This window comes from Aggregatibacter segnis ATCC 33393 (genome assembly GCF_000185305.1).
Taxonomy (GTDB): Bacteria; Pseudomonadota; Gammaproteobacteria; order Enterobacterales; family Pasteurellaceae; genus Aggregatibacter; species Aggregatibacter segnis.
This window is the reverse complement of the sequence record NZ_GL622200.1, coordinates 1478587-1499714: the sequence shown is the minus strand read 5'-3', so window position 1 is coordinate 1499714 and position 21128 is coordinate 1478587. Positions and strand designations below refer to the sequence as shown.

General features: G+C 45.2%; 14 protein-coding genes and 1 tRNA gene. 9 read left to right on the top strand and 6 right to left on the bottom strand.

The annotated features are described in order from the left end of the window. Positions 1 to 57 precede the first annotated feature (57 nt). Together HMPREF9064_RS02485 and HMPREF9064_RS02490 are read left to right on the top strand one after the other, a co-directional pair. Positions 58 to 270, top strand: a complete 213-nt coding sequence (locus tag HMPREF9064_RS02485; RefSeq protein WP_032997956.1) for a heavy-metal-associated domain-containing protein — start codon at positions 58 to 60, stop codon at positions 268 to 270. A gap of 231 nt (positions 271 to 501) precedes the next feature. Then, a complete protein-coding gene (locus HMPREF9064_RS02490; protein WP_032997954.1) occupies positions 502 to 2661 on the top strand; it encodes a heavy metal translocating P-type ATPase in 2160 nt (719 codons plus the stop codon). 43 nt (positions 2662 to 2704) lie between these two features. On the opposite strand, the gene clpX is transcribed toward HMPREF9064_RS02490, so the two are convergent. The 3 genes from clpX to HMPREF9064_RS02505 all read right to left on the bottom strand — a co-directional run bounded on the left by clpX (position 2705) and on the right by HMPREF9064_RS02505 (position 6379). Then, positions 2705 to 3955 carry an ATP-dependent protease ATP-binding subunit ClpX gene (clpX, locus tag HMPREF9064_RS02495; RefSeq protein WP_006719110.1) on the bottom strand — a complete coding sequence of 417 codons (1251 nt, stop codon included), beginning with the start codon at positions 3953 to 3955 and terminating at the stop codon, positions 2705 to 2707. Between the two features lie 9 nt (positions 3956 to 3964). After that, complete coding sequence (gene clpP, locus HMPREF9064_RS02500) at positions 3965 to 4546, bottom strand: ATP-dependent Clp endopeptidase proteolytic subunit ClpP (RefSeq protein ID WP_006719109.1); 582 nt, start codon at positions 4544 to 4546, stop codon at positions 3965 to 3967. Positions 4547 to 4771: 225 nt separating this feature from the next. After that, positions 4772 to 6379 carry a phosphoethanolamine transferase gene (locus tag HMPREF9064_RS02505; RefSeq protein ID WP_006719107.1) on the bottom strand — a complete coding sequence of 536 codons (1608 nt, stop codon included), beginning with the start codon at positions 6377 to 6379 and terminating at the stop codon, positions 4772 to 4774. Between the two features lie 238 nt (positions 6380 to 6617). On the opposite strand from HMPREF9064_RS02505, the gene gshAB reads away from it, so the two are divergent. From gshAB to mfd, 6 genes are all read left to right on the top strand, one after another. After that, positions 6618 to 8894 (top strand): bifunctional glutamate--cysteine ligase GshA/glutathione synthetase GshB, encoded by a 2277-nt coding sequence (gene gshAB / locus HMPREF9064_RS02510; protein ID WP_006719106.1) that lies wholly within the window; start codon positions 6618 to 6620, stop codon positions 8892 to 8894. Between the two features lie 177 nt (positions 8895 to 9071). Beyond that, on the top strand, positions 9072 to 10175 hold the full coding sequence (locus tag HMPREF9064_RS02515) for a PhoH family protein (protein ID WP_006719101.1): 1104 nt from the start codon (positions 9072 to 9074) through the stop codon (positions 10173 to 10175). A 55-nt stretch (positions 10176 to 10230) separates the two neighbouring features. Further along, complete coding sequence (gene ybeY, locus HMPREF9064_RS02520; RefSeq protein ID WP_006719099.1) at positions 10231 to 10695, top strand: rRNA maturation RNase YbeY; 465 nt, start codon at positions 10231 to 10233, stop codon at positions 10693 to 10695. After that, a complete protein-coding gene (locus tag HMPREF9064_RS02525) occupies positions 10692 to 12629 on the top strand; it encodes a tRNA(Met) cytidine acetyltransferase TmcA (protein WP_006719097.1) in 1938 nt (645 codons plus the stop codon). Before ybeY ends, HMPREF9064_RS02525 begins: the two co-directional genes overlap by 4 nt. 51 nt (positions 12630 to 12680) lie before the next feature. Beyond that, a complete protein-coding gene (locus tag HMPREF9064_RS09995; RefSeq protein WP_006719095.1) occupies positions 12681 to 12857 on the top strand; it encodes a DUF5363 domain-containing protein in 177 nt (58 codons plus the stop codon). Positions 12858 to 12980: 123 nt separating this feature from the next. After that, positions 12981 to 16430 (top strand): transcription-repair coupling factor, encoded by a 3450-nt coding sequence (mfd, locus tag HMPREF9064_RS02530; RefSeq protein WP_006719093.1) that lies wholly within the window; start codon positions 12981 to 12983, stop codon positions 16428 to 16430. A gap of 144 nt (positions 16431 to 16574) precedes the next feature. Here the strand turns inward: mfd and HMPREF9064_RS02535 are convergent. The 3 genes from HMPREF9064_RS02535 to HMPREF9064_RS09925 all read right to left on the bottom strand — a co-directional run bounded on the left by HMPREF9064_RS02535 (position 16575) and on the right by HMPREF9064_RS09925 (position 19748). Continuing rightward, positions 16575 to 16664: transfer RNA gene (locus HMPREF9064_RS02535), tRNA-Ser, on the bottom strand. A 92-nt stretch (positions 16665 to 16756) separates the two neighbouring features. After that, positions 16757 to 19615 carry a ribonuclease E gene (gene rne, locus HMPREF9064_RS02540; protein WP_032997952.1) on the bottom strand — a complete coding sequence of 953 codons (2859 nt, stop codon included), beginning with the start codon at positions 19613 to 19615 and terminating at the stop codon, positions 16757 to 16759. Continuing rightward, positions 19596 to 19748, bottom strand: a complete 153-nt coding sequence (locus HMPREF9064_RS09925) for a hypothetical protein (protein WP_006719091.1) — start codon at positions 19746 to 19748, stop codon at positions 19596 to 19598. The genes rne and HMPREF9064_RS09925 overlap by 20 nt, the downstream gene beginning before the upstream one ends. Before the next feature lie 333 nt (positions 19749 to 20081). Between HMPREF9064_RS09925 and rluC the strand changes: the two genes are divergently transcribed. Next, positions 20082 to 21041 (top strand): 23S rRNA pseudouridine(955/2504/2580) synthase RluC, encoded by a 960-nt coding sequence (rluC, locus tag HMPREF9064_RS02545; protein ID WP_032998194.1) that lies wholly within the window; start codon positions 20082 to 20084, stop codon positions 21039 to 21041. Positions 21042 to 21128: the final 87 nt, after the last annotated feature.

Genomic DNA, 21128 nt, shown 5'->3' with positions numbered 1-21128 from the left:
TTATAGTAATCTCACCGACAAAAATCGGCAAGGTTTAACTTAACAAAGGAGCAAATGATGCAAAACGTAACCTTAAAAATTGATGGCATGACCTGTGGTGGTTGTGTGAAAAGCGTGACTCGCGTATTGAGCGAATTGGACGGTGTGGCGCAAGCAGACGTCAGTTTGGAAAAAGCGCAAGCGGTCGTGAGTTTTGATGCAAATAAAGTGCAGCCTGCCGCGTTGGTGGAAGCCGTGGAATATGCCGGGTTTGATGCGGAAGTGGTGTAAGTTTTGTTTATTGCGTATTTAATTGATGGCGGCGTCTCCTGATACCGTCTTTTGATTATTGCTTTGTTGTAAGCACGCGTCGGGAGACGCGCGCGCTCTAAGTCTTCTGACGTGCGCTATGAATAAGCACAAGCGTGGACGCTTGCGCTAGCCGTCTTTAAGATCGATGATAAAAAATATTTCCAAAACCCACCGCACTTTTCTGTGAAAGGACATAATAAAGAGGATGTTATGCAAAAAGTCTCCATTCAAATTGGGGGTATGACGTGCCAGTCGTGCGCCAGTCGGATTGAAAAGGTATTGAATAAAAAGGATTTTGTGCAGCAGGCGGGCGTGAATTTCGCCAGTGAAGAAGCGCAGATCACTTTTGATGAAAAGCAAACTTCCGTTGAACAGCTGATCCAAATTATTCAAAAGACCGGTTTCACGGCACAATTAAAGCAAGAACAGGCAGAATTGCCGCAAGAGCGAAACATTTCGTGGCGGTTGATTTTATTGTGGCTAATTAACGTGCCGTTTTTAATCGGTATGTTCGGCATGATGCTGGGGCGACATGATTGGATGTTACCGCCGATGTGGCAAATGGCATTAGCCACGATTGTGCAATTCGGCTTGGCGATTCCCTTCTACAAAAGTGCTTGGGGCAGTATTAAAGGCGGTTTGGCGAATATGGATGTATTGGTCAGTCTTGGCACGCTCACCATTTATTTTTATTCCGTCTTTATGCTGTTTTATCTGCCGCATATGAGCCATGCACACGGCTCGGCGAATATTTATTTTGAAGCCTCCGTCATGGTGTTGGGGTTTGTGAGTTTGGGAAAATTCTTAGAAGATCGTACCAAAAAGCACAGCCTAAATAGCCTAGGTTTATTATTGCAGCTGACACCAAAACAAGTGCACGTGCAACGCTACGGCGAATGGCAAACCGTGCCGTTAAATCAAATCCAAGTGGGCGAACGGTTACGCGCCAACCAAGGCGAACGCATTGCCGCCGATGGCGTGGTGGAAGAGGGGGCGGGTTGGTGTGATGAAAGCCATTTAACCGGTGAATCCGTGCCGGAAATGAAGAAATTGGGAAGCCAAGTGTTGGCAGGGGCGATGGTGACGGACGGCAGTTTGGTTTATCGCTCGCAACAGCTTGGTAGCCAAACGTTGCTCGGCGATATGATGAATGCCCTTTCTGAAGCGCAAGGTAGCAAAGCACCCATTGCCCGTTTTGCCGACAAAGTGGCGGCAGTGTTTGTGCCAACGGTAATAGGCATTTCCTTGCTGACGTTTTTACTTACTTGGTGGCTTCAACAAGATGTTGTCACGGCGTTGATTCATGGGGTTGCGGTATTGGTGATTGCCTGCCCTTGTGCCTTGGGCTTAGCAACGCCTGCGGCGATCATGGTGGGCATGGGCAAAGCCGTGAAACAGGGCATTTGGTTTAAAGATGCCGCCGCCATGGAAGAATCCGCCCATGTGAACGCGGTGGTGTTGGATAAAACCGGCACGCTCACAGAAGGCAAACCGCAAGTGGTTGCTTTTTGGCAGGCGCAAGGTGCGGTCTATTCTGAAGATGAAATTTATGCGTTGGCGGCCGCTATTGAACAGAACGCGACGCATCCGTTGGCAAAAGCCCTTGTGCAAGCCGCGATGGCAAAAAATGTGGCGTTGCCTGCGGTACAACATATTCAGGTAGATGTGGGGCAGGGGATTCAAGGGGAGATTGAACATATCGGCACAGTGAAAGTGGGGAAACCTGCCTATTGCGGTTTGACGTTACCAACCAATCTTGATCCGGTGTGGCAGATCGCCAGCATTGTGGCGGTCGCTGTAAATGACCAACCTATCGCCGCATTTGCCTTAGCAGACGCCTTAAAGGCGGACAGTCAAAAGGCAATTCAGCGTTTGCAGGCGCATAATATCGATGTGTATATCATGAGTGGCGATAATCCGAACGTGGTGCAATACATTGCCGATCAGCTTGGGATTCAACATGCGCAGGGCAATATGTCGCCACGCGATAAAGCAAGTGCGGTTAAACTTCTACAAGAAAATGGCAACGTGGTCGCCATGGTGGGGGATGGGGTGAATGACGCGCCGGCATTGGCTGCGGCGAATGTGAGTTTCGCCATGCACGATGGCGCGGATGTGGCGCAACACAGTGCGTCGGCAACCCTAATGCAGCATTCGGTCAATCAGTTGGTGGATGCTTTATTGATTTCCCGCGCGACCTTGAAAAACATTAAACAAAATTTGTTTTTTGCGTTTATTTATAATGTGTTAGGCATTCCGCTAGCCGCCTTGGGGTTGCTCAGCCCGGTGGTTGCCGGGGCGGCGATGGCGATGAGTTCGATTTCTGTGTTAAGCAATGCGTTACGCTTAAAGAAAGTAAAAATTGAATAGTCGTGGCAAAGAAAAGTGCGGTTAAAATTAACCGCACTTTTTTTTATTTGTTGGAATAAATCAATTCTGGAGATTGGTTGTCGTTGATGACGCTTTCGTTGACCACCACTTTTTCTAACCCTTCTAAAGAAGGTAAGTCGTACATGGTGTCGAGCAAGACGCCTTCGATGATGGAGCGTAAGCCGCGGGCACCGGTTTTACGGGCGAGGGCTTTTTTCGCCATGGCGATTAAGGCGTCTTTGGTAAATTCCAGTTCCACGTCTTCTAACCCAAATAACGCTTGATATTGTTTACACAAGGCGTTTTTCGGTTCGGTCAGAATGCGCACGAGGGCTTCTTCATCTAATTCGCTTAACGGCGCAACCACTGGCAGACGTCCGATAAATTCCGGGATTAAGCCGTATTTCATTAAATCGTCCGGTTCTACCTGTTTGAACAAATCCGTTAATGTAGCTTTGTCTTTTTCGCTCTTGATTTCGGCGCCGAAACCAATCGCAGTGGCAACGCTGGTGCGTTTTTCAATGACTTTATCTAAGCCGGCAAAAGCACCGCCGCAAATAAACAGAATTTTGGAGGTATCGATACGCAACATTTCCTGTTGTGGGTGCTTGCGCCCGCCTTGTGGTGGAATGGACGCAACCGTGCCTTCAATGAGTTTTAACAAGGCTTGTTGTACGCCCTCGCCGGAAACATCGCGGGTGATGGATGGATTCTCCGATTTGCGGGTGATTTTGTCGATTTCATCTATATAAATAATGCCTTGTTCCGCACGTTCGATGTCGTAATCACAGTTTTGTAGTAATTTTTGTAACACGTTTTCTACGTCTTCGCCCACGTAACCGGCTTCCGTCAAGGTGGTGGCATCCGCCATGGCGAAAGGCACGTTTAACATACGCGCCATGGTCTCTGCCAACAGGGTTTTACCGCTACCGGTCGGGCCGATAAGCAAAATGTTACTTTTACCTAATTCCACATCATTGGTTTGATGTTTGGTACGCAGGCGTTTGTAGTGGTTATACACCGCCACTGCCAACACTTTTTTCGCGTAATCTTGGCCGATAACATAATCGTCTAAATGGGCGCGGATTTTGTGCGGTGTGGGTAATTCCTGTTCTTTTTGCGCTTCTGCCTCTTCGCTTTCGGCTTCTTCGCCATGCTCTTCATTGAGCAACATATCGTGACACAATTCGATACATTCATTACAAATGTAACCGGAGGTGCCAGCGATGAGTTTATTGACTTCGTCTTGTTCTTTGCCACAGAAAGAACAATGTAATTCTTTATCTTTTGCCATGTTTATCTCTTAACGTTTGGTAAACACTTCATCGATTAAGCCGTAGTTTTTGGCTTCTTCTGCAGACATAAAGTTGTCGCGATCAGTGTCTTTCTCGATGGTTTCAATGGGTTGTCCGGTGTGGAATGCCAGGCGTTCGTTTAACGTACCTTTGATTTTCAAGATTTCTTGCGCATGAATTTGAATATCCGATGCTTGTCCGCGGAAACCGCCTAAGGGTTGGTGGATCATCACGCGAGCATGTGGCAAGGCACCACGTTTGCCCGGTGCGCCACCGGCTAATAAAAAGGCACCCATGGAACAGGCTTGTCCAACGCACAAGGTGCGCACATCGGGCTTGATGAATTGCATGGTGTCGTAAATTGCCATACCGGCAGTCACGGAACCGCCCGGTGAATTGATATATAAATTGATGTCTTTATCGGGATCTTCTGATTCTAGGAAAAGCAATTGTGCCACAATCAGATTGGCCATGTTGTCTTCCACTTCACCGCTTAGGAAAATCACGCGATCTTTCAGTAAGCGAGAATAAATGTCATAGGCGCGTTCGCCACGGGAAGTTTGGTCAACGACCATAGGAATTACACTCATATGTTCCTCAATTTAGTCAGGATAGGGTGAAAAGTGCGGTCAGAAAAAACGGAGTTTTTTGATATTGGACGAGCCAATGGCGCCGCAAGAACAAAATTCTTTCATAAAAAACGGCGGCTATTTTACCTGAAAAATTGGGTTTGCTGAATGACTATTCTGGCAAAAATAAAAATGCGGTCATTCGTTTGAAAAAATGACCGCACTTTTAGGCGTTGGAACCTGTTATTACGGTTCTTGTTTTGCCGGATCCTCTTTTAACGACTGATAGTCCACCAAGGCTCGCCAGTTAAAGACTTTGATTGTTTGCGGTTTCGGGTTGAAAAAATCTTCTTGGCTTAAATGACTTTCTTTAATGCCTAACCATTGGGCAAAACCGTGAATAAAATTAAAGGCGCTTTGCGGGTTTTTAACGAGGGTTCTTTTGGTATCGTCACTGGAAAAACGAATAAACGGCACTTCGTAACTTTGTTTGTATTCTTTGTTATTTAGCATAGACAGATTTTTTCCTGCGCCTAAATGCGCCAAGCCATGATCTGAGAAATAAATGACGGAATAGCTTTGTCCTTGGTCTTTTAGAATTTGATTCACTTCAGACAATAAACTGTCCGTTTGTTTTAACGTATCTAAATAACAAGACATTTCTCGGCTAATTAAATGGAATTTCGGTTCTTCGCCATTTAAATGGGCGCAAAAGGTCGCGTGCGAACCAATTAAATGTAAAACGATTAATTTGGTTTGATCTTTATCTTTCGCCAAAAGTTGTTTTAATGGCTCCAATAATGCCGTGTCCGAGATATTGTCCGAATCATACCCGCCTTTTTTGGTAAAGAACGATTCATCTGCTTGAATGCCGATACGTGATGCCATGGTGTCCCATTCGCCCACTTTGCCTTGGTTAGACAACCAATAAGTTTTGTAATGGGCAAGTTTGGCGAGTGAAATAATGTTATCGGTGTAAACCGTTTCTTCATTGTTATTAATGGAACGATACAGCGTGCGCTGTAAAGACGGTTGCGTATTTGGGCCAGCAGCCACATATAAATTGAAAATTAAGCCGTTCACTTGTTCTAAAAACGGCGTGGTTTTTTGTGGGTAGCCGTATAAAGAGGTGTAATCCCGTCGCATACTTTCGCCGATCACTAAGACATAGTTTTGATATTTTGGCTCCACGGAAAGGATTTGCCACTCCGGTGTTTTGGTCAAGGCATCATTTAATAATGCCCGTTGCGTTAAATAGGTGTTATTCACTTTGATAGCGTTGGAAAGAAAACTCACCGGATAAAATTTTGAGGCTTTAAAAAATTCGGAGAGCTTGAATTCTTTCTCGGGATCCGTATTTTTTACTTCTTTTGCAATGGGCTTATAAAGTGAAAAGGCGAGAAGAGCAAGGTAAACGGTAGCATAGATTTTCTTCTGAGATTTATTTGAGGTTTTATGTCGTTGAATCAATAAGATAACGATAAATAAAAGAAGATAGAAAAAGGTAAAAATATAAATAGAGAGCGGAATCGCTTTAAAAAAACCGATAGTTTCACTGAAATTGGTTTCATAAACCGAGGCAATTACCCCAATCGACACCGGACCATATAATAAGCCGGAAGGAAGATAGCCGAGAGAGAGGGCGAAAATAAAAAGAAAGCCAATTAAAAATAAGATCTTGCTGTGTTTCCGTAAGGTGAAAAGCAGCAAACCTAATGCAAAAATGCTCACCAGATTAGTCCGATAATTATCCAAAATGCCCAAAGCAATGTGGGAAAGAAAGGAAAAAATCAATAATAACAACGCAAAAGTGATGTCATTATTGATGAGATTGTGTTTTTTGAATTGACTCATTTTATGTGCCTCAGGTGTTTTTCATGTGCTTTTCTAAGGGTGGAAATTTTAGAACCTTTATTTCCTAAAATGAAGTATTTTCGTTTCAATACATTAAGTTATAACCATTCCTTATGGGGGATGCGATTTTTTTATTTGCATTTAAGGGGATTAATTTTAATAATGTGGCGATTTTTGAAAAGGTATTGATGCAGTAAGGCTCGAGAGAATTGGGCGTTACGCAAATAAAGGAAATTTTATGAATATTCAGCAGGTTATAAAAGAAAATCACTTGGAGTTGTTGTTCCAGCAAGGGTCATTTGGCATTGAAAAAGAAAGCCAACGCGTGCATGCGGACGGGGCGGTTGTGGTGACGGAGCACCCAAAATGCTTTGGTAATCGTTCTTATCATCCTTATATCCAAACGGATTTTGCGGAAAGTCAGCTTGAGTTAATCACCCCACCTAATAAAAAAATTGAAGATACGTTGCGTTGGTTATCTGCCATTCACGAAGTGGTGTTACGCTCTTTACCGGAAGATGAATATGTCTTTCCGTTGAGTATGCCGGCCGGCTTGCCACCGGAGGATCAAATTAAAGTGGCACAACTGGATAATCCGGTCGATGTGGCGTACCGCGAGCATTTAGTGAAATCTTACGGTAAAAGCAAGCAAATGGTGAGTGGTATTCACTACAACTTCCAGCTTGAGCCGGCGTTCATTCAACAGCTGTTTGCACGACAAAATGACTACCAAAGTGCGGTGGATTTTCAGAACGATTTATATTTGAAAATTGCCCGAAATTTCTTGCGTTATCAATGGATCCTCGTCTATTTATTAGCGGCCACGCCAACGGTTGACGCCAATTATTTTCGCCACGGTACGCCATTGAAAGCGGGGCAATATGTCCGTAGTTTACGTTCTGGCCAATATGGTTATGTGAATGACCCAAGTGTGAAAGTGTCTTATGACAGCTTGAACGATTATGTGACAACCTTGGAACATGCGGTGAGTAGCGGACAGCTTATTGCCGAAAAAGAATTTTATTCCAACGTGCGTTTGCGTGGCGCGAAACAGGCGCGTGAATTGCTACAAAACGGCATTCAATATTTGGAATTCCGCCTGTTCGACTTAAACCCGTTTGAGGCTTATGGTATCGCCTTAAATGATGCCAAATTTGTGCATTATTTTATTTTGTTGATGGCGTGGCTAGATGAAGAATCCTTAGCAAGTGCGGTGGAATTAGGTAAAGAAAAATTAGCCCAAGTGGCATGGGAAAATCCGCTCTCGGCAACGGCTTTCCAAGCGGAAGGGGAGCGTGTTTTACAGCAATTATTGACGATGTTGGCGGAAATTCACGCCGACGCAGAGATGGGCGAGATCGTCAAAGAGAAACTGGCACAGTTTGCTGATCCAAGCCAAACGCTTGGTGCGCGCTTAGTCAATGCCATCGAAGCACATGGCGGTTATCAAAAACTGGGCGCAGAACTGGCGATTCGTTACAAAAAACAAGCCTTTGAACGTTTTTATGCGTTGTCAGCTTTCGACAACATGGAGCTTTCCACCCAAGCGCTGATGTTTGATGCCATTCAAAAAGGCTTAAAAATGGAGATTTTAGACGAGCGCGATCAGTTTTTAAGCCTGCAATTCGGCGACCACTTGGAATATGTCAAAAACGGCAACATGACTTCCCATGACAGCTACATTTCACCGCTCATTATGGAAAATAAAGTGGTGACCAAAAAAGTCTTGGCGAAAGCTGGCTTTAATGTGCCGCAAAGTGTGGAATTTACCAGCGTAGAACAAGCCGTGGACAATTACGCTTTATTTGCAGGGCGCGCCGTGGTGATTAAACCGAAATCCACCAATTACGGTTTGGGTATCAGCATTTTCCAACAGGGCGTGCATGATCGTGAAGATTTTGCCAAAGCCATTGAAATTGCTTTCCGTGAAGACAAAGAAGTGATGGTAGAAGATTACCTCACCGGTACGGAATACCGTTTCTTCGTACTAGGTGATGAAACGCTTGCTGTGTTGTTACGCGTGCCGGCGAATGTGATTGGCGACGGCGTGCATACGGTGGCGGAATTAGTGGCACAGAAAAATGATCATCCGTTGCGTGGCGATGGCAGCCGTACGCCATTGAAGAAAATTGCGTTAGGCGACATCGAACAGTTACAGTTAAAAGAGCAGGGCTTAACCGTGGACAGCGTGCCGACGAAAGATCAGCTGGTGCAGTTACGTGCCAATTCCAACATCAGTACCGGTGGCGATTCCATTGATATGACCGACCAAATGCATCCAAGCTACAAAGCCTTGGCGGTTGGTATCACCAAAGCCATGGGCGCTGCGGTGTGTGGTGTGGATTTAATTATTCCCGATTTAACAAAACCGGCTGAGCCGCACCTGCAATCTTGGGGCGTCATTGAAGCCAACTTTAATCCAATGATGATGATGCACATCTTCCCGTACGCAGGACAATCCCGTCGGGTGACACAAAACGTACTGAACATGCTCTTCCCGGAGCTGAAATCATAGCCCTATAGCGTAAAAGGCGAATCTGAGGATTCGCCTTTTTGTTTGCTTGAAGTGCGGTTAGTTTTACAACCGTTTTTTGCCACATTTGATACTTTCGGTTATGGCAAAAGACACACGTTTCAATGCAATTTATGCTATATTGTACCTCACTTTTTGTGCATTTATTGAGGCTGAATTTTGACCGAACAAGTTACTCAAACCTTCACGTTGGAACCGCAGGATAACGAGCGTTTGCGTTCGTTGTGTGGCGCAGGGGACGAACACCTTTCTTTAGTCGAAAAATATTTCAATCTTTCCATTGCCCGCCGAGGTTTTACTTTTACATTACAACCGCAAGAGGAAAATCCATCGGCGCATGTTCAGCATATTCTGCAAAGTGCGGTGGATTTAATTCGCGATTTATATGCGCAAACCGCGCCGGTCCGTGGGCAGATAAAAGAGTTAGATTTGGAAGATGTGCACATCGCGTTGGTGGAAAGCCGTATTTTAGAACAAGATGCCGAACCAACCCGTTCCGAAAGCAAGGTGTACAGCACAACGATTAAAACCAAACGAGGCTTAATTAAACCGCGCGGGCCAAATCAAATTCAGTATTTGCACAATATTTTGCGTTATGACATCAGTTTCGGTGTTGGGCCTGCCGGGACGGGAAAAACCTTTTTAGCGGTCGCCGCCGCGGTAGAAGCCTTAGAACGGCAGGAAATTCGTCGCATATTATTGACCCGCCCTGCGGTGGAAGCCGGTGAAAAACTGGGTTTCTTACCGGGTGATTTAGGGCAAAAAATCGAGCCGTATTTGCGACCGCTCTATGATGCATTGTTTGAAATGCTAGGTTTTGAGCGCGTGCAAAAACTCATGGAGCGCAATGTCATTGAGATTGCGCCGTTGGCATATATGCGCGGCCGAACTTTAAACGACAGTTTTATTATTTTGGACGAAAGTCAAAATACCACCGTGGAACAAATGAAAATGTTTTTGACCCGTATTGGCTTTAATTCGAAAGCGGTGATTACCGGCGACATTACGCAAATCGACTTGCCTCGTTCACAAAAATCCGGTTTGCGACATGCCATTGAAGTGTTGTCCGGCGTGGAAGAATTAAGTTTTAATTACTTCGACAGCAAAGACATTGTGCGCCATCCGGTGGTGGCGAAAGTGGTGCAAGCGTATGACGCTTGGGATGCGCAGGAAGAAATCCGTCGCCGCGAATTGGCGGAGCAACGTAAAGCAGAACGTGAAGAAAAAACGGAGCGCCAAGAAAAAGCCGAGCGCGAAGAATAAACTGAGAGAGAAGAAAAAGTGCGGCCAGAAATGACAATGAATTTAGGAGAGCAACATGGGTAAGATGATCATTGATTTACAAATTGCTTGTGAACAAGAAAGCGGCTTGCCAACCGCAGAACAAATCGAACAATGGGCGACAGCCGCGGTACAACCGCAGAGTGACGAAGTGGAAATGACGGTGCGCATTGTGGATGAAGCGGAAAGCCATGAATTAAATCTGAATTATCGCGGCAAAGATCGCCCGACCAATGTGTTGTCTTTCCCTTTTGAATGCCCTGATGAAGTGGAACTGCCGTTACTCGGCGATTTGGTGATTTGCCGCCAAGTGGTAGAGCGTGAAGCGCAGGAACAAGACAAACCCGTCATGGCGCATTGGGCGCACATGGTGGTGCACGGCAGTTTGCATTTGCTTGGTTATGATCACATTGAAGATGATGAAGCGGAAGAAATGGAAAGCCTGGAAGCCCAAATCATGACGGGGCTGGGCTTTGCAGATCCGTATTTGAGCGAGAAATGAGCCGAGAACTCCTCATTTTAGTGGGCGAGGATGATTTTCTTGCCTACCAATTAAATCACAACCTTTTACTTAAAAGTGCGGTCTGGATTGGCGATGTTTCGCCGCACTTTGCCACCCCATCCTATTTCCCTTTTAATAAAACGAAAAATCTGCTCGGCAGTGAATTGCCTGCCATCATTTACGACGCACGACAAGGCATTCACTTGGATGCCCTCGCCATTGCGGCAGGTACGTTGCAGGACGGCGGCCTGCTATTATTTTTGTTAAATTATTGGTCGCATTTAGCTAATCAACCCGACAGCGACAGCCTGCGTTGGTCGGGCGAAAAACATGCCATAAACACACCGCACTTTATCGCCTTTTTACGGGAAAAAATCGCAAAATACGGTTTTCCTATTTATCAAAATACGCCGTTAACGCTTGCCTTGCCGACGCCTCAAAAAGATCGTTCAACACATTGTCAGCCAACCTTAGAACAAGCCCGTTTATTGCAACAAATGGCGGAAGCCGATGAGGAGATCCTGATCATCACGGCAAAACGTGGGCGCGGAAAATCGGCGTTGGCGGGGCTCTTTGCCAAACAGCAAGTGGCACAAAACCAGCCGGTGATTCTCACTGCACCGAATAAAAGTGCGGTCAATATTTTCAATGAATTTGCCGGGGCGGAAATCATCTTTATGCCGCCAGATGAACTCAGTCAAAACCTCAGCGAAACGCCACAGCAATTTGCCGATCATTGGTTGTTTGTGGACGAAGCAGCGATGATTCCGCTAGACATCTTATTTCGTCTAACTAAGGCTTTTAAACGTGTTGTGTTGACGACCACCATTCACAGCTACGAAGGCACGGGCAGAGGCTTCTTATTAAAATTCATGGCGAAAACCGACCGCACTTTGCGTCATTTGGAACTGTTTACGCCGTTACGTTGGCAGGCAGATGACAAACTGGAAGCGTTTATTGACGACCTGTTGCTGTGCGATTGCGAAGATCGTCTGCCACAACCGCCTTATGATTCTGTGCTTGCGGAGCAGATCCAAATTTCTCATTGTGAACGAATTCCTCATGATCAAATTGAATCTGTTTACGGCTTACTGACCTTGGCGCATTATCGAACCTCGCCTTTGGATTTACGCCGTTTATTGGATGCACCACAGCAGCAATTTTACCTCGCGCAAGTACAGGATTCCTTGCTTGGTTGCGTATGGGCGGTGCCGGAAGGCGGGTTGGCGGACAACACGTTAATTCGCCAAATTCGACGTGGAGAACGTCGCCCGCGTGGCAATTTAGTGGCGCAAATGCTGTGTTTCCAAGCCGGGTGGGAAGAGGCGTGTGAATTGCGCTCTCTGCGCATTTCCCGTATCACCGTGCAACCCAACTGGCAACAACAGGGGCTTGGACAACGTTTAATTGCGCAGGTGAAACAACAACAGATAAAACAACAGGGCGCAGTGGATTTTCTTTCCGTCAGTTTTGGTTACACGCCGGAACTGCTCGCATTCTGGCAAAAGTGCGGTTTTGTTTTGGTGCATTTTAGCGAAAGCAAAGAAGCCAGCAGCGGCTGTTATTCGGTGGTGGGGTTGTGTCCCTTGAGTGAGAAAGGGCGAGTATTCGTGCAACGGGCGGAAAAACAGTTTCAACGCAATTTGCCTCTTTCTTTACATCCGTTGGCGACACAGTTTGCTCGAACAGAAATAGATTGGACGCTGGATAGCTCAGATTGGCAATTATTAACCGATTTTGCCGATTTTTTCCTGCCGTTATCTTCTGCCTTGCCGTCCATTCGGCGTTTAATGAAATCGGCAGGCGAATTGCCTTTCCCGTTGTTCGCGGATTATTGCAAACAGCCGGAAAAAAGACCAAATAAAAAAACGTGGTTAGAAAATTGTCGCTTGGAAGTGAAGAAATGGTTGCAAAAAAATGCCGTCCTTTTATGATAACAATCTCTTAACAATTTAAAAGAAAAACGCAAAACCAAGGAGACAAAAATGAGCGAAGAAGGTAAAAAAAGTTGGGTGAAACGCGCGTGGGAAGCCTATTCTGATTTCTGTAAAGAAGCCGGTATCGATCAAGGCACTTGCCGTGGCTGCGTGCCGGTGGTGAAGTTTGACGAAGATGCCGAACCGAAAGACAAAAAAGAACAGAAAGAGGAAAGCGCTCACTAAGATTTGCATGCCTGGGGGAGGAATTCCCCTAAGCATGACACTGTTTTTTTATACAGACTTTTATTGGAAATCCCTCCTGTTTGAGCTAAACTAGCGACAATTTTTTTAATATATTGTCGTTTTATGCAAACTCCATTTTTTCACATCGAAATTCCAACCCAAGCACAAGATCATAAAATTTTAGCCAATATTCTGCCCGGCGCGGATAGCCTTGCCGTGAGTGAAATTGCGGCGCAGTTTAATGGGCTAACCGTCGTGGTGACGAACGACACCCGAAGTGCGGTGCGTTTAGAAAAAGAATTAGCGCAACTGAGCCCACTTAATGTCACCTTTTTTCCCGATTGGGAAACCTTGCCTTACGACAGTTTTTCGCCTCATCAAGATATTATTTCAGCACGCTTGAGTGCTTTATTTCACTTACAACAACGCAAACAAGGCATTTTCATTTTGCCGATTGCCACCTTAATGCAACGCGTTTGCCCGCCCTCTTATTTACAACATCGGGTGTTACTGATTAACAAAGGAGACCGTTTTGTCATTGAAACACTTCGTTTGCAATTGGAAAAATCGGGTTATCGCGCGGTGGAGCAAGTGTTGGAGCATGGTGAATATGCAGTGCGTGGTGCCTTGTTGGATCTTTTCCCAATGGGAAGTGCGGTGCCTTTTCGCTTAGATTTCTTTGATGATGAAATTGATTCCATTCGCATTTTTGACGTGGATACACAACGCACGTTGCAGGAAATCGATCAAATCAATTTATTACCAGCGCACGAATTTCCAACCGATAACCAAGGTATTGAATTTTTTCGTAGCCAATTCCGCGCAGCGTTTGGTGAAATTCGACGGGATCCGGAACATATTTATCAACAAATCAGCAAAGGCACGTTGGCGGCAGGGATTGAATATTGGCAGCCTTTATTCTTTGAAAAAATGGCGACCTTATTTGATTATTTCCCGGCGAATACGTTGTTTATTACCGGTGAGCAGAATCAAACGCAGGGCGAACGTTTTTACGCGGATGCAGAACAGCGTTTTGAGAGCCGCCGCGTCGATCCGATGCGTCCGTTATTGTCGCCCGATAAACTTTGGTTGCGCATTGACGAAGTGAATCGTCAGTTAAAAAATTACCCTGCCATTGCGTTAAAAACGGAAAAAGTGCGGTCGTCCGCACGGCAGAAAAATTTGGCCATTACGCCCTTACCGCCACTGACCATTCAATCGCAACAAAAAGAACCGTTACATCAGTTACGCCAATTTATTGAGCATTTTAAAGGCAATATTTTATTTATGGTGGAAACGGAAGGTCGCCGTGAAACCTTGTTAAGCCTGCTTTCTCCGCTAAAACTGAAACCAAAACAGATTCATAGCTTGGCACAAGCGACAGAAGAAAAATTTGCTTTAATGGTTAGCCCGTTGGAGCATGGTTTTATTATTGAGCAGGATGTGCCGCTTGCCATTATTTGTGAAGCGGAATTGCTTGGCGAACGCGTGCAACAACGGCAGTGGGATAAATCCCGCACGGTGAACCCTGATACCTTGATTCGTAACCTTGCCGAATTGCAAATCGGTCAGCCGGTCGTGCATTTGGATCATGGCGTGGGGCGCTACGGCGGTTTAGTGAGTTTAGAAAACGGTGGCATTAAAGCGGAATATTTGTTGCTCAATTATGCCAACGACTCAAAATTGTATGTGCCGGTGGCATCGTTACATTTAATCAGCCGTTATGTGGGCGGTGCCGATGAGACCGCGCCGTTGCACAAGTTAGGCTCCGAAGCCTGGGGCAGAGCGCGCAGTAAAGCGGCGGAGAAAATTCGTGATGTGGCAGCAGAGTTATTGGATGTGTATGCGCAACGTGAAGCGCAAAAAGGCTTTGCGTTCCAATATGATCGTGAGGAATTCCAACAATTCACCGCCACGTTCCCATTTGAAGAAACCCATGACCAACTTATGGCAATTAATGCTGTGATTTCCGACATGACATTGCCGAAAGCCATGGACCGTTTGGTATGTGGAGATGTGGGTTTTGGTAAAACGGAAGTGGCGATGCGTGCCGCCTTTTTAGCGGTGATGAACCACAAACAGGTTGCAGTGTTGGTGCCGACCACCTTGTTGGCGCAACAACATTTCGATAATTTCAAAGACCGCTTCGCCAATTTGCCGGTGAACGTGGAAATGTTGTCCCGCTTTAAAACGGCGAAAGAGCAGAAACAGGTGATTCAGGATTTAGCCGACGGTAAAGTGGATATTCTGATTGGCACCCATAAAATTATTCAAGGTGATGTGCAATTCCATGATCTGGGTTTGTTGATTATTGACGAAGAACACCGTTTTGGCGTGCGCCAAAAAGAAAAAATGAAACAGCTGCGCGCGAACATTGATATTCTCACCCTGACCGCAACACCGATTCCACGTACGTTAAATATGGCGATGAATGGCATTCGCGATCTTTCCATTATTTCTACGCCACCGGCACGCCGTTTAACCATTAAAACGTTTGTGCGTCAAACGGATGAGTTGGTGATTCGTGAAGCCATTTTGCGTGAAATTTTGCGTGGTGGGCAGGTGTATTATTTGCATAACGATGTAGCGAGCATTGAAAATACAGCAGAAAAACTGACCGCACTTGTACCGGAAGCGCGCGTGATTGTGGGACATGGGCAAATGCGCGAACGTGAATTGGAACGCGTGATGTCGGATTTTTATCATCAACGTTATAACGTGTTGGTGTGTTCTACGATTATTGAAACCGGTATCGATGTGCCGACGGCCAATACCATTATTATCGAGCGTGCCGACAATTTCGGTCTGGCACAGTTGCATCAGTTGCGCGGACGGGTTGGGCGTTCTCACCATCAAGCCTATGCTTATTTGCTCACACCGCCACCAAAACTGATGACGAAGGATGCGAAAAAACGCTTGGAAGCCCTGGAAAGCCTAGATAACCTCGGTGCCGGCTTTATTTTAGCCACCCACGATTTAGAAATTCGCGGCGCAGGGGAATTGCTAGGCAACGAGCAGAGCGGACAAATTGAAAGTATCGGTTTTTCTCTTTACATGGAATTATTGGAACGTGCGGTGAAAGCCTTAAAAGAAGGGCGCGAGCCGTCATTGGACGAACTGACGCAACAACAAACTGAGATTGATTTACGGATGCCATCGCTATTGCCGGAAGATTATTTGGGCGATGTGAATATGCGTTTGTCTTTTTATAAACGCATTGCCGGTGCGGAAAACACCGAAGCATTGGATGAATTAAAAGTGGAGCTTATCGACCGTTTCGGAACCTTGCCACAAGCCACGCGGAATATGTTACAAATTGCCCAATTACGACTGGATTTAAAACCGCTCAATGTCATTCGCTTGGATGCCTACGCGCAAGGCGGATTCATCGAATTTGCCCCAAGTGCTGATTTAGACCCGATGATCTTTTTACAGCTAATTCAAAGCAATCCAGCGGTTTATCGTTTTGACGGCCCACATAAATTTCGCTTTACCAAAGATTTAACGGATTACAAAGTGCGGTTAGAATTTGTGACGGATTTGGTCAAAGAATTAATTAAGAAAGAAGGGTGATAAATTCATCTCGATGAGTTCTTATTATTGGCAAAGCGAAGGTTGAGTTTTGCCAATTTAAGAAGTAAATCTAACGCGAGATAAATGCTAAGTAAAAGACATGTAAAAAGGCGCTAAGTTTTCACTTAGCGCCTTTTCTGAATATGGCGGAGGAATAGGGATTCGAACCCTAGGAGGGCGTAAACCCTCGCCGGTTTTCAAGACCGGTGCCTTCAACCACTCGACCATTCCTCCGTGTTTTGAGCGAGGTGAATAATACGGACTTTGCTATATCAAGTCAAGCAGTTAAATAAAAGATTCTATTTAACTGCTTTATTTTCAAACGACTAGTTTTCAGACTCGGCTTTTGTTGGTTCTGCGTAGACATGGCTGATTGCCGTATGATGTCCTGCAGCGCCTTTCCCGTAGAAATAATAGCGGGATTCTTGCCATTCTTGCACCGGATATATTGTGATTGGCTCATCCGAGGATTTCGCTAATGTCGCTTCCGCTTTAGTATGAGCTACCGCAGAGAAAGTTCCAACACGGCCATTGAACACATAAGTGCGGTCAATTTCGGCCATAAATTTCACATCATGCTCGGCTTTCGGTTCAAGCTGTTCTGCGATTGCCGCAGTTGGTTCTGACGTCACGTTATTGTTTAAACGTTCTAAAGACGCCTGAATTTTTTTCTCAACAGACTCATTTGCCGGTTGGGTAATAAATTCAGTTAACGGCTGAACTTCATTTTTTGATTTCTCAACAATCATATCTAATGCCGGAACCGTAATGCTTTTCTCGGTTTCTGCAGTTGATTGATTTTGTTGTTCAAGCAATTCATCAACAGATAAGAACGGTGTTTCTTTTGGTTGATTTACTTGCATCATATCGATCCAAACTTTACCGCTGGCTAACTCAGGAGAAGCGACCGCAGCAAATAATGGCATTGGTGATTTTTCCTGTTGGTTGCGACGACGGCGTTGATTATTCACGCGTAAATGGCGTGGTAAACGACGTTGACGGGAATTATCACGACTGCGTTCAGTTTCGTTTGGCATTTCAACTACTTCTGCTGACGTAACAGCTTCTTCGGCATCGCGCACAACATGTGTATTTTCAGCAAAGGAAATGTTTTCTGTTTGAGAAACCGGAAGCTCATTTGTTTCCTCATAAACACGGACTTTTTTGCGTAAGTCGCGACGTTGACGACGTTGTGCAGGTTCAGCCTTTTCTTCGGTAACCGGGGTAGAAGATTCAGGTTTAATGATTTCTTCAATCACCTCAGGTTTACGATTACGTTTAGCGTTGCGATCTTGGTGACGATTTCTCACTTCAGATTTATCCGCACTTTGTTCTTCAATAATGTTTTCCACGTTTTCGTTACGAACACGACGATTGTTGCGACGATCTTGATTGCGGCGATTACGGTTATTACCGTTTCTGTTATTCGAACGAGATTTTTTATTTTTCTCTTCCTGTTTTGGCTCAGAAGCAAATAAACCTTTTAACGCGGCGAATAAACGGCTTAACAAAGAAGGTGCTTTCGGCACTTTACGTTCAACCGGCTCCGGTGCAGGCATTGTAATGGCCAAAGAAACCGCCGCACTTTCCACCGCCGGTGTTTCTGCCGGTGTCGCTTCAATATTACGAGAAACCAACGATTCCTCAGCGGCAAAGGTTTCATCTTGATCTTGATGTAATTTTGCTAAATTGTAGCTTAACTCATTCACTTCTTCGCCATCACGAACACGGAACACGCTGAAATTCGGGGTTTCCATCGCTTCGTTTGGTACCACGATAATATCGACATCATGGCGTTTTTCGATGCTATGAATGGCTTTACGTTTTTCGTTTAATAAGTAAGAAGCGATTTGTACCGGAACGATGGTGTGAACCTGTTTGGTATTTTCTTTTAATGCTTCTTCTTCCAATAAACGCAAGATAGACAGTGAAAGTGATTCGTTATCACGGATTTTACCGGTCCCTTGGCAACGCGGGCAGACGTGATGAGAGGATTCACCTAATGACGGACTCAAACGTTGGCGTGACATTTCCAACAAACCGAAGCGGGAAATACGACTAATTTGAATACGCGCGCGATCTTGACGTACGGCATCGCGAATGCGGTTTTCCACTTCACGTTGATGGCGAACCGGTGTCATGTCGATGAAGTCGATAACGATCAAACCACCCAAGTCGCGTAAACGAAGTTGACGCGCAATTTCATCTGCGGCTTCAAGGTTAGTGTTTAATGCGGTTTCTTCGATATCGCCACCACGGGTAGAACGTGCGGAGTTAATATCAATGGCGGTTAAGGCTTCAGTGGCGTCAATGACGATAGAGCCACCGGAAGGTAAACGCACTTCACGTTGGAAAGCGGATTCAATTTGGGATTCGATTTGATAATGACTGAACAGCGGAACTTCGCCTTGATACAATTTCACTCGATTAATGAAATCCGGACGCACTAATTTGATGTGTGCTTTCGCTTTTTCATAGACTTTCGGGCTATCAATCAGAATTTCGCCGATATCACGACGCAAATAGTCGCGAATCGCACGCACGATAACATCACTTTCTTGGTGAATTAAGAACGGCGCAGGGCGGCTTTCTGAGGCTTGTTTGATCGCCTCCCAATGGTGCAATAGCACTTTTAAGTCCCATTGCAATTCTTCCGGTGATTTACCTACACCGGCGGTACGCACGATTAAACCGACACCTTCAGGCACATCCAAAGAACTCAAGGCATCTTTTAATTCCAAACGCTCATCACCCTCAATGCGACGAGAAATGCCCCCCGCACGGGGGTTGTTTGGCATGATCACCAAATAACTTCCCGCTAAGGAAACAAAGGTTGTCAACGCAGCACCTTTATTGCCGCGCTCTTCTTTGTTCACTTGAACAATAACTTCTTGTCCTTCAGAAATAATATCACGAATATTTGGGCGACCTTGATAGACATAATCCGCCGGGAAATATTCACGTGCAATTTCTTTTAACGGTAAAAAACCGTGACGTTCTGCGCCATAATCCACAAAAGCGGCTTCTAAACTCGGCTCAACGCGAGTGATTTTTCCTTTGTAAATATTGGCTTTTTTCTGTTCGTGACCAGGACTTTCAATGTCCAGGTCGAATAAGCGTTGTCCATCGACTAACGCAACGCGCAACTCTTCTTTTTGAGTTGCGTTAATTAACATTCTTTTCATTCGTTTTCTCTTTTATCGAAAGGGGTTTATGCCCTAAAAATACGTCATCAAAAATGACCGCACTTTGCTTAGTCGCCGACCTCGTGTCTGTCGCAGAATGTCCGTCTTCCCGACTGTCATCTGCTGGGTGCATTGGCAACCTTATTCACACTCATATCATCTTGATATGTGAATAAAAACAAAACCGGTTAAAAAATGGCTTGCAAGCTGTCGCTCATATTGATGGTTAAAAATCATTGCAATAACAACGTCTTATGCCGAATGCTGCATTGTATTCTATCAATGATAACCTGTTTATTTTAAAGCCTTTTTTATCACTCAAAAAGGCGCGTTATTATCGCTTGAATAGGGATTTTTAGCAAGGCGTTTCGCCCTTATGAGAAGATTCTTTGCGACATTCAAACTCATAACGCAATATGCTATGATGCGCGTCAATTTTTATGTAAAAGATCGTAATAAACACAAGATGAATGAAAAAATAGTTAACCCGAACGTGCAATTTCTCACTATAAGCGATGATGAAGCCGGTCAGCGATTGGATAATTTTCTCCTTGCGCGCTTAAAAGGCGTGCCTAAAAGTCTGATTTATCGTATTGTACGCAAAGGCGAAGTGCGGGTGAATAAAGGCAGAAGTAAGCCGGAGTATAAATTACAAGCCGAGGATGTGGTGCGAATTCCGCCGGTGCGTGTGGCAGAAAAAGCACAGGAAACCGTTTCTCATAAACTCACCAAAGTTGCCCAACTAGAACAACACATTATTTTTGAAGACAATTACTTATTGGTGCTTAATAAGCCTTCCGGCATTGCCGTACATGGGGGCAGTGGACTTGATTTTGGGGTGATTGAGGCATTACGCGCACTTCGTCCGGAGGCGCGTTTCTTGGAATTGGTTCATCGTTTGGATCGCGATACTTCGGGGATTTTATTGGTAGCGAAAAAGCGCTCTGCATTGCGTCATTTGCATGAACAGTTGCGTGAAAAAACGATTCAAAAAGAGTATTTAGCGCTTGTGCGTGGGCAGTGGCAATCACACTGTAAAGTGGTGCAGGCACCGCTGTTGAAAAATGAGTTGTCGAGCGGCGAGCGCATTGTGAAAGTCAGTGAACAAGGTAAACCGTCAGAAACCCGTTTTTCTGTGGAAGAGCGTTACGTAAATGCTACGTTGGTGAAAGCTTCGCCAGTCACGGGGCGAACCCATCAAATCCGCGTGCATACGCAATATGCCGGACATCCTATTGCTTTAGATAGCAAATATGGCGACAAAGTATTCGATCAACAAATGGCAGAATTGGGTTTGAATCGTTTATTCTTGCATGCTTATTCTATTCGTTTTGAACATCCGCACAGTGGTGAAACCTTACGTTTAACGGCACAGTTGGATGAGAAAATGAAAGGGATCTTAAAACGGTTGCGTGAGATGAAGTAAAGTACGGTGGATTTTCCGTGTATTTTGAAAATACTGAAAAAAACGACCGCACTTTGTACGACAGAAAACAAAAACGCCAAGCAAAAG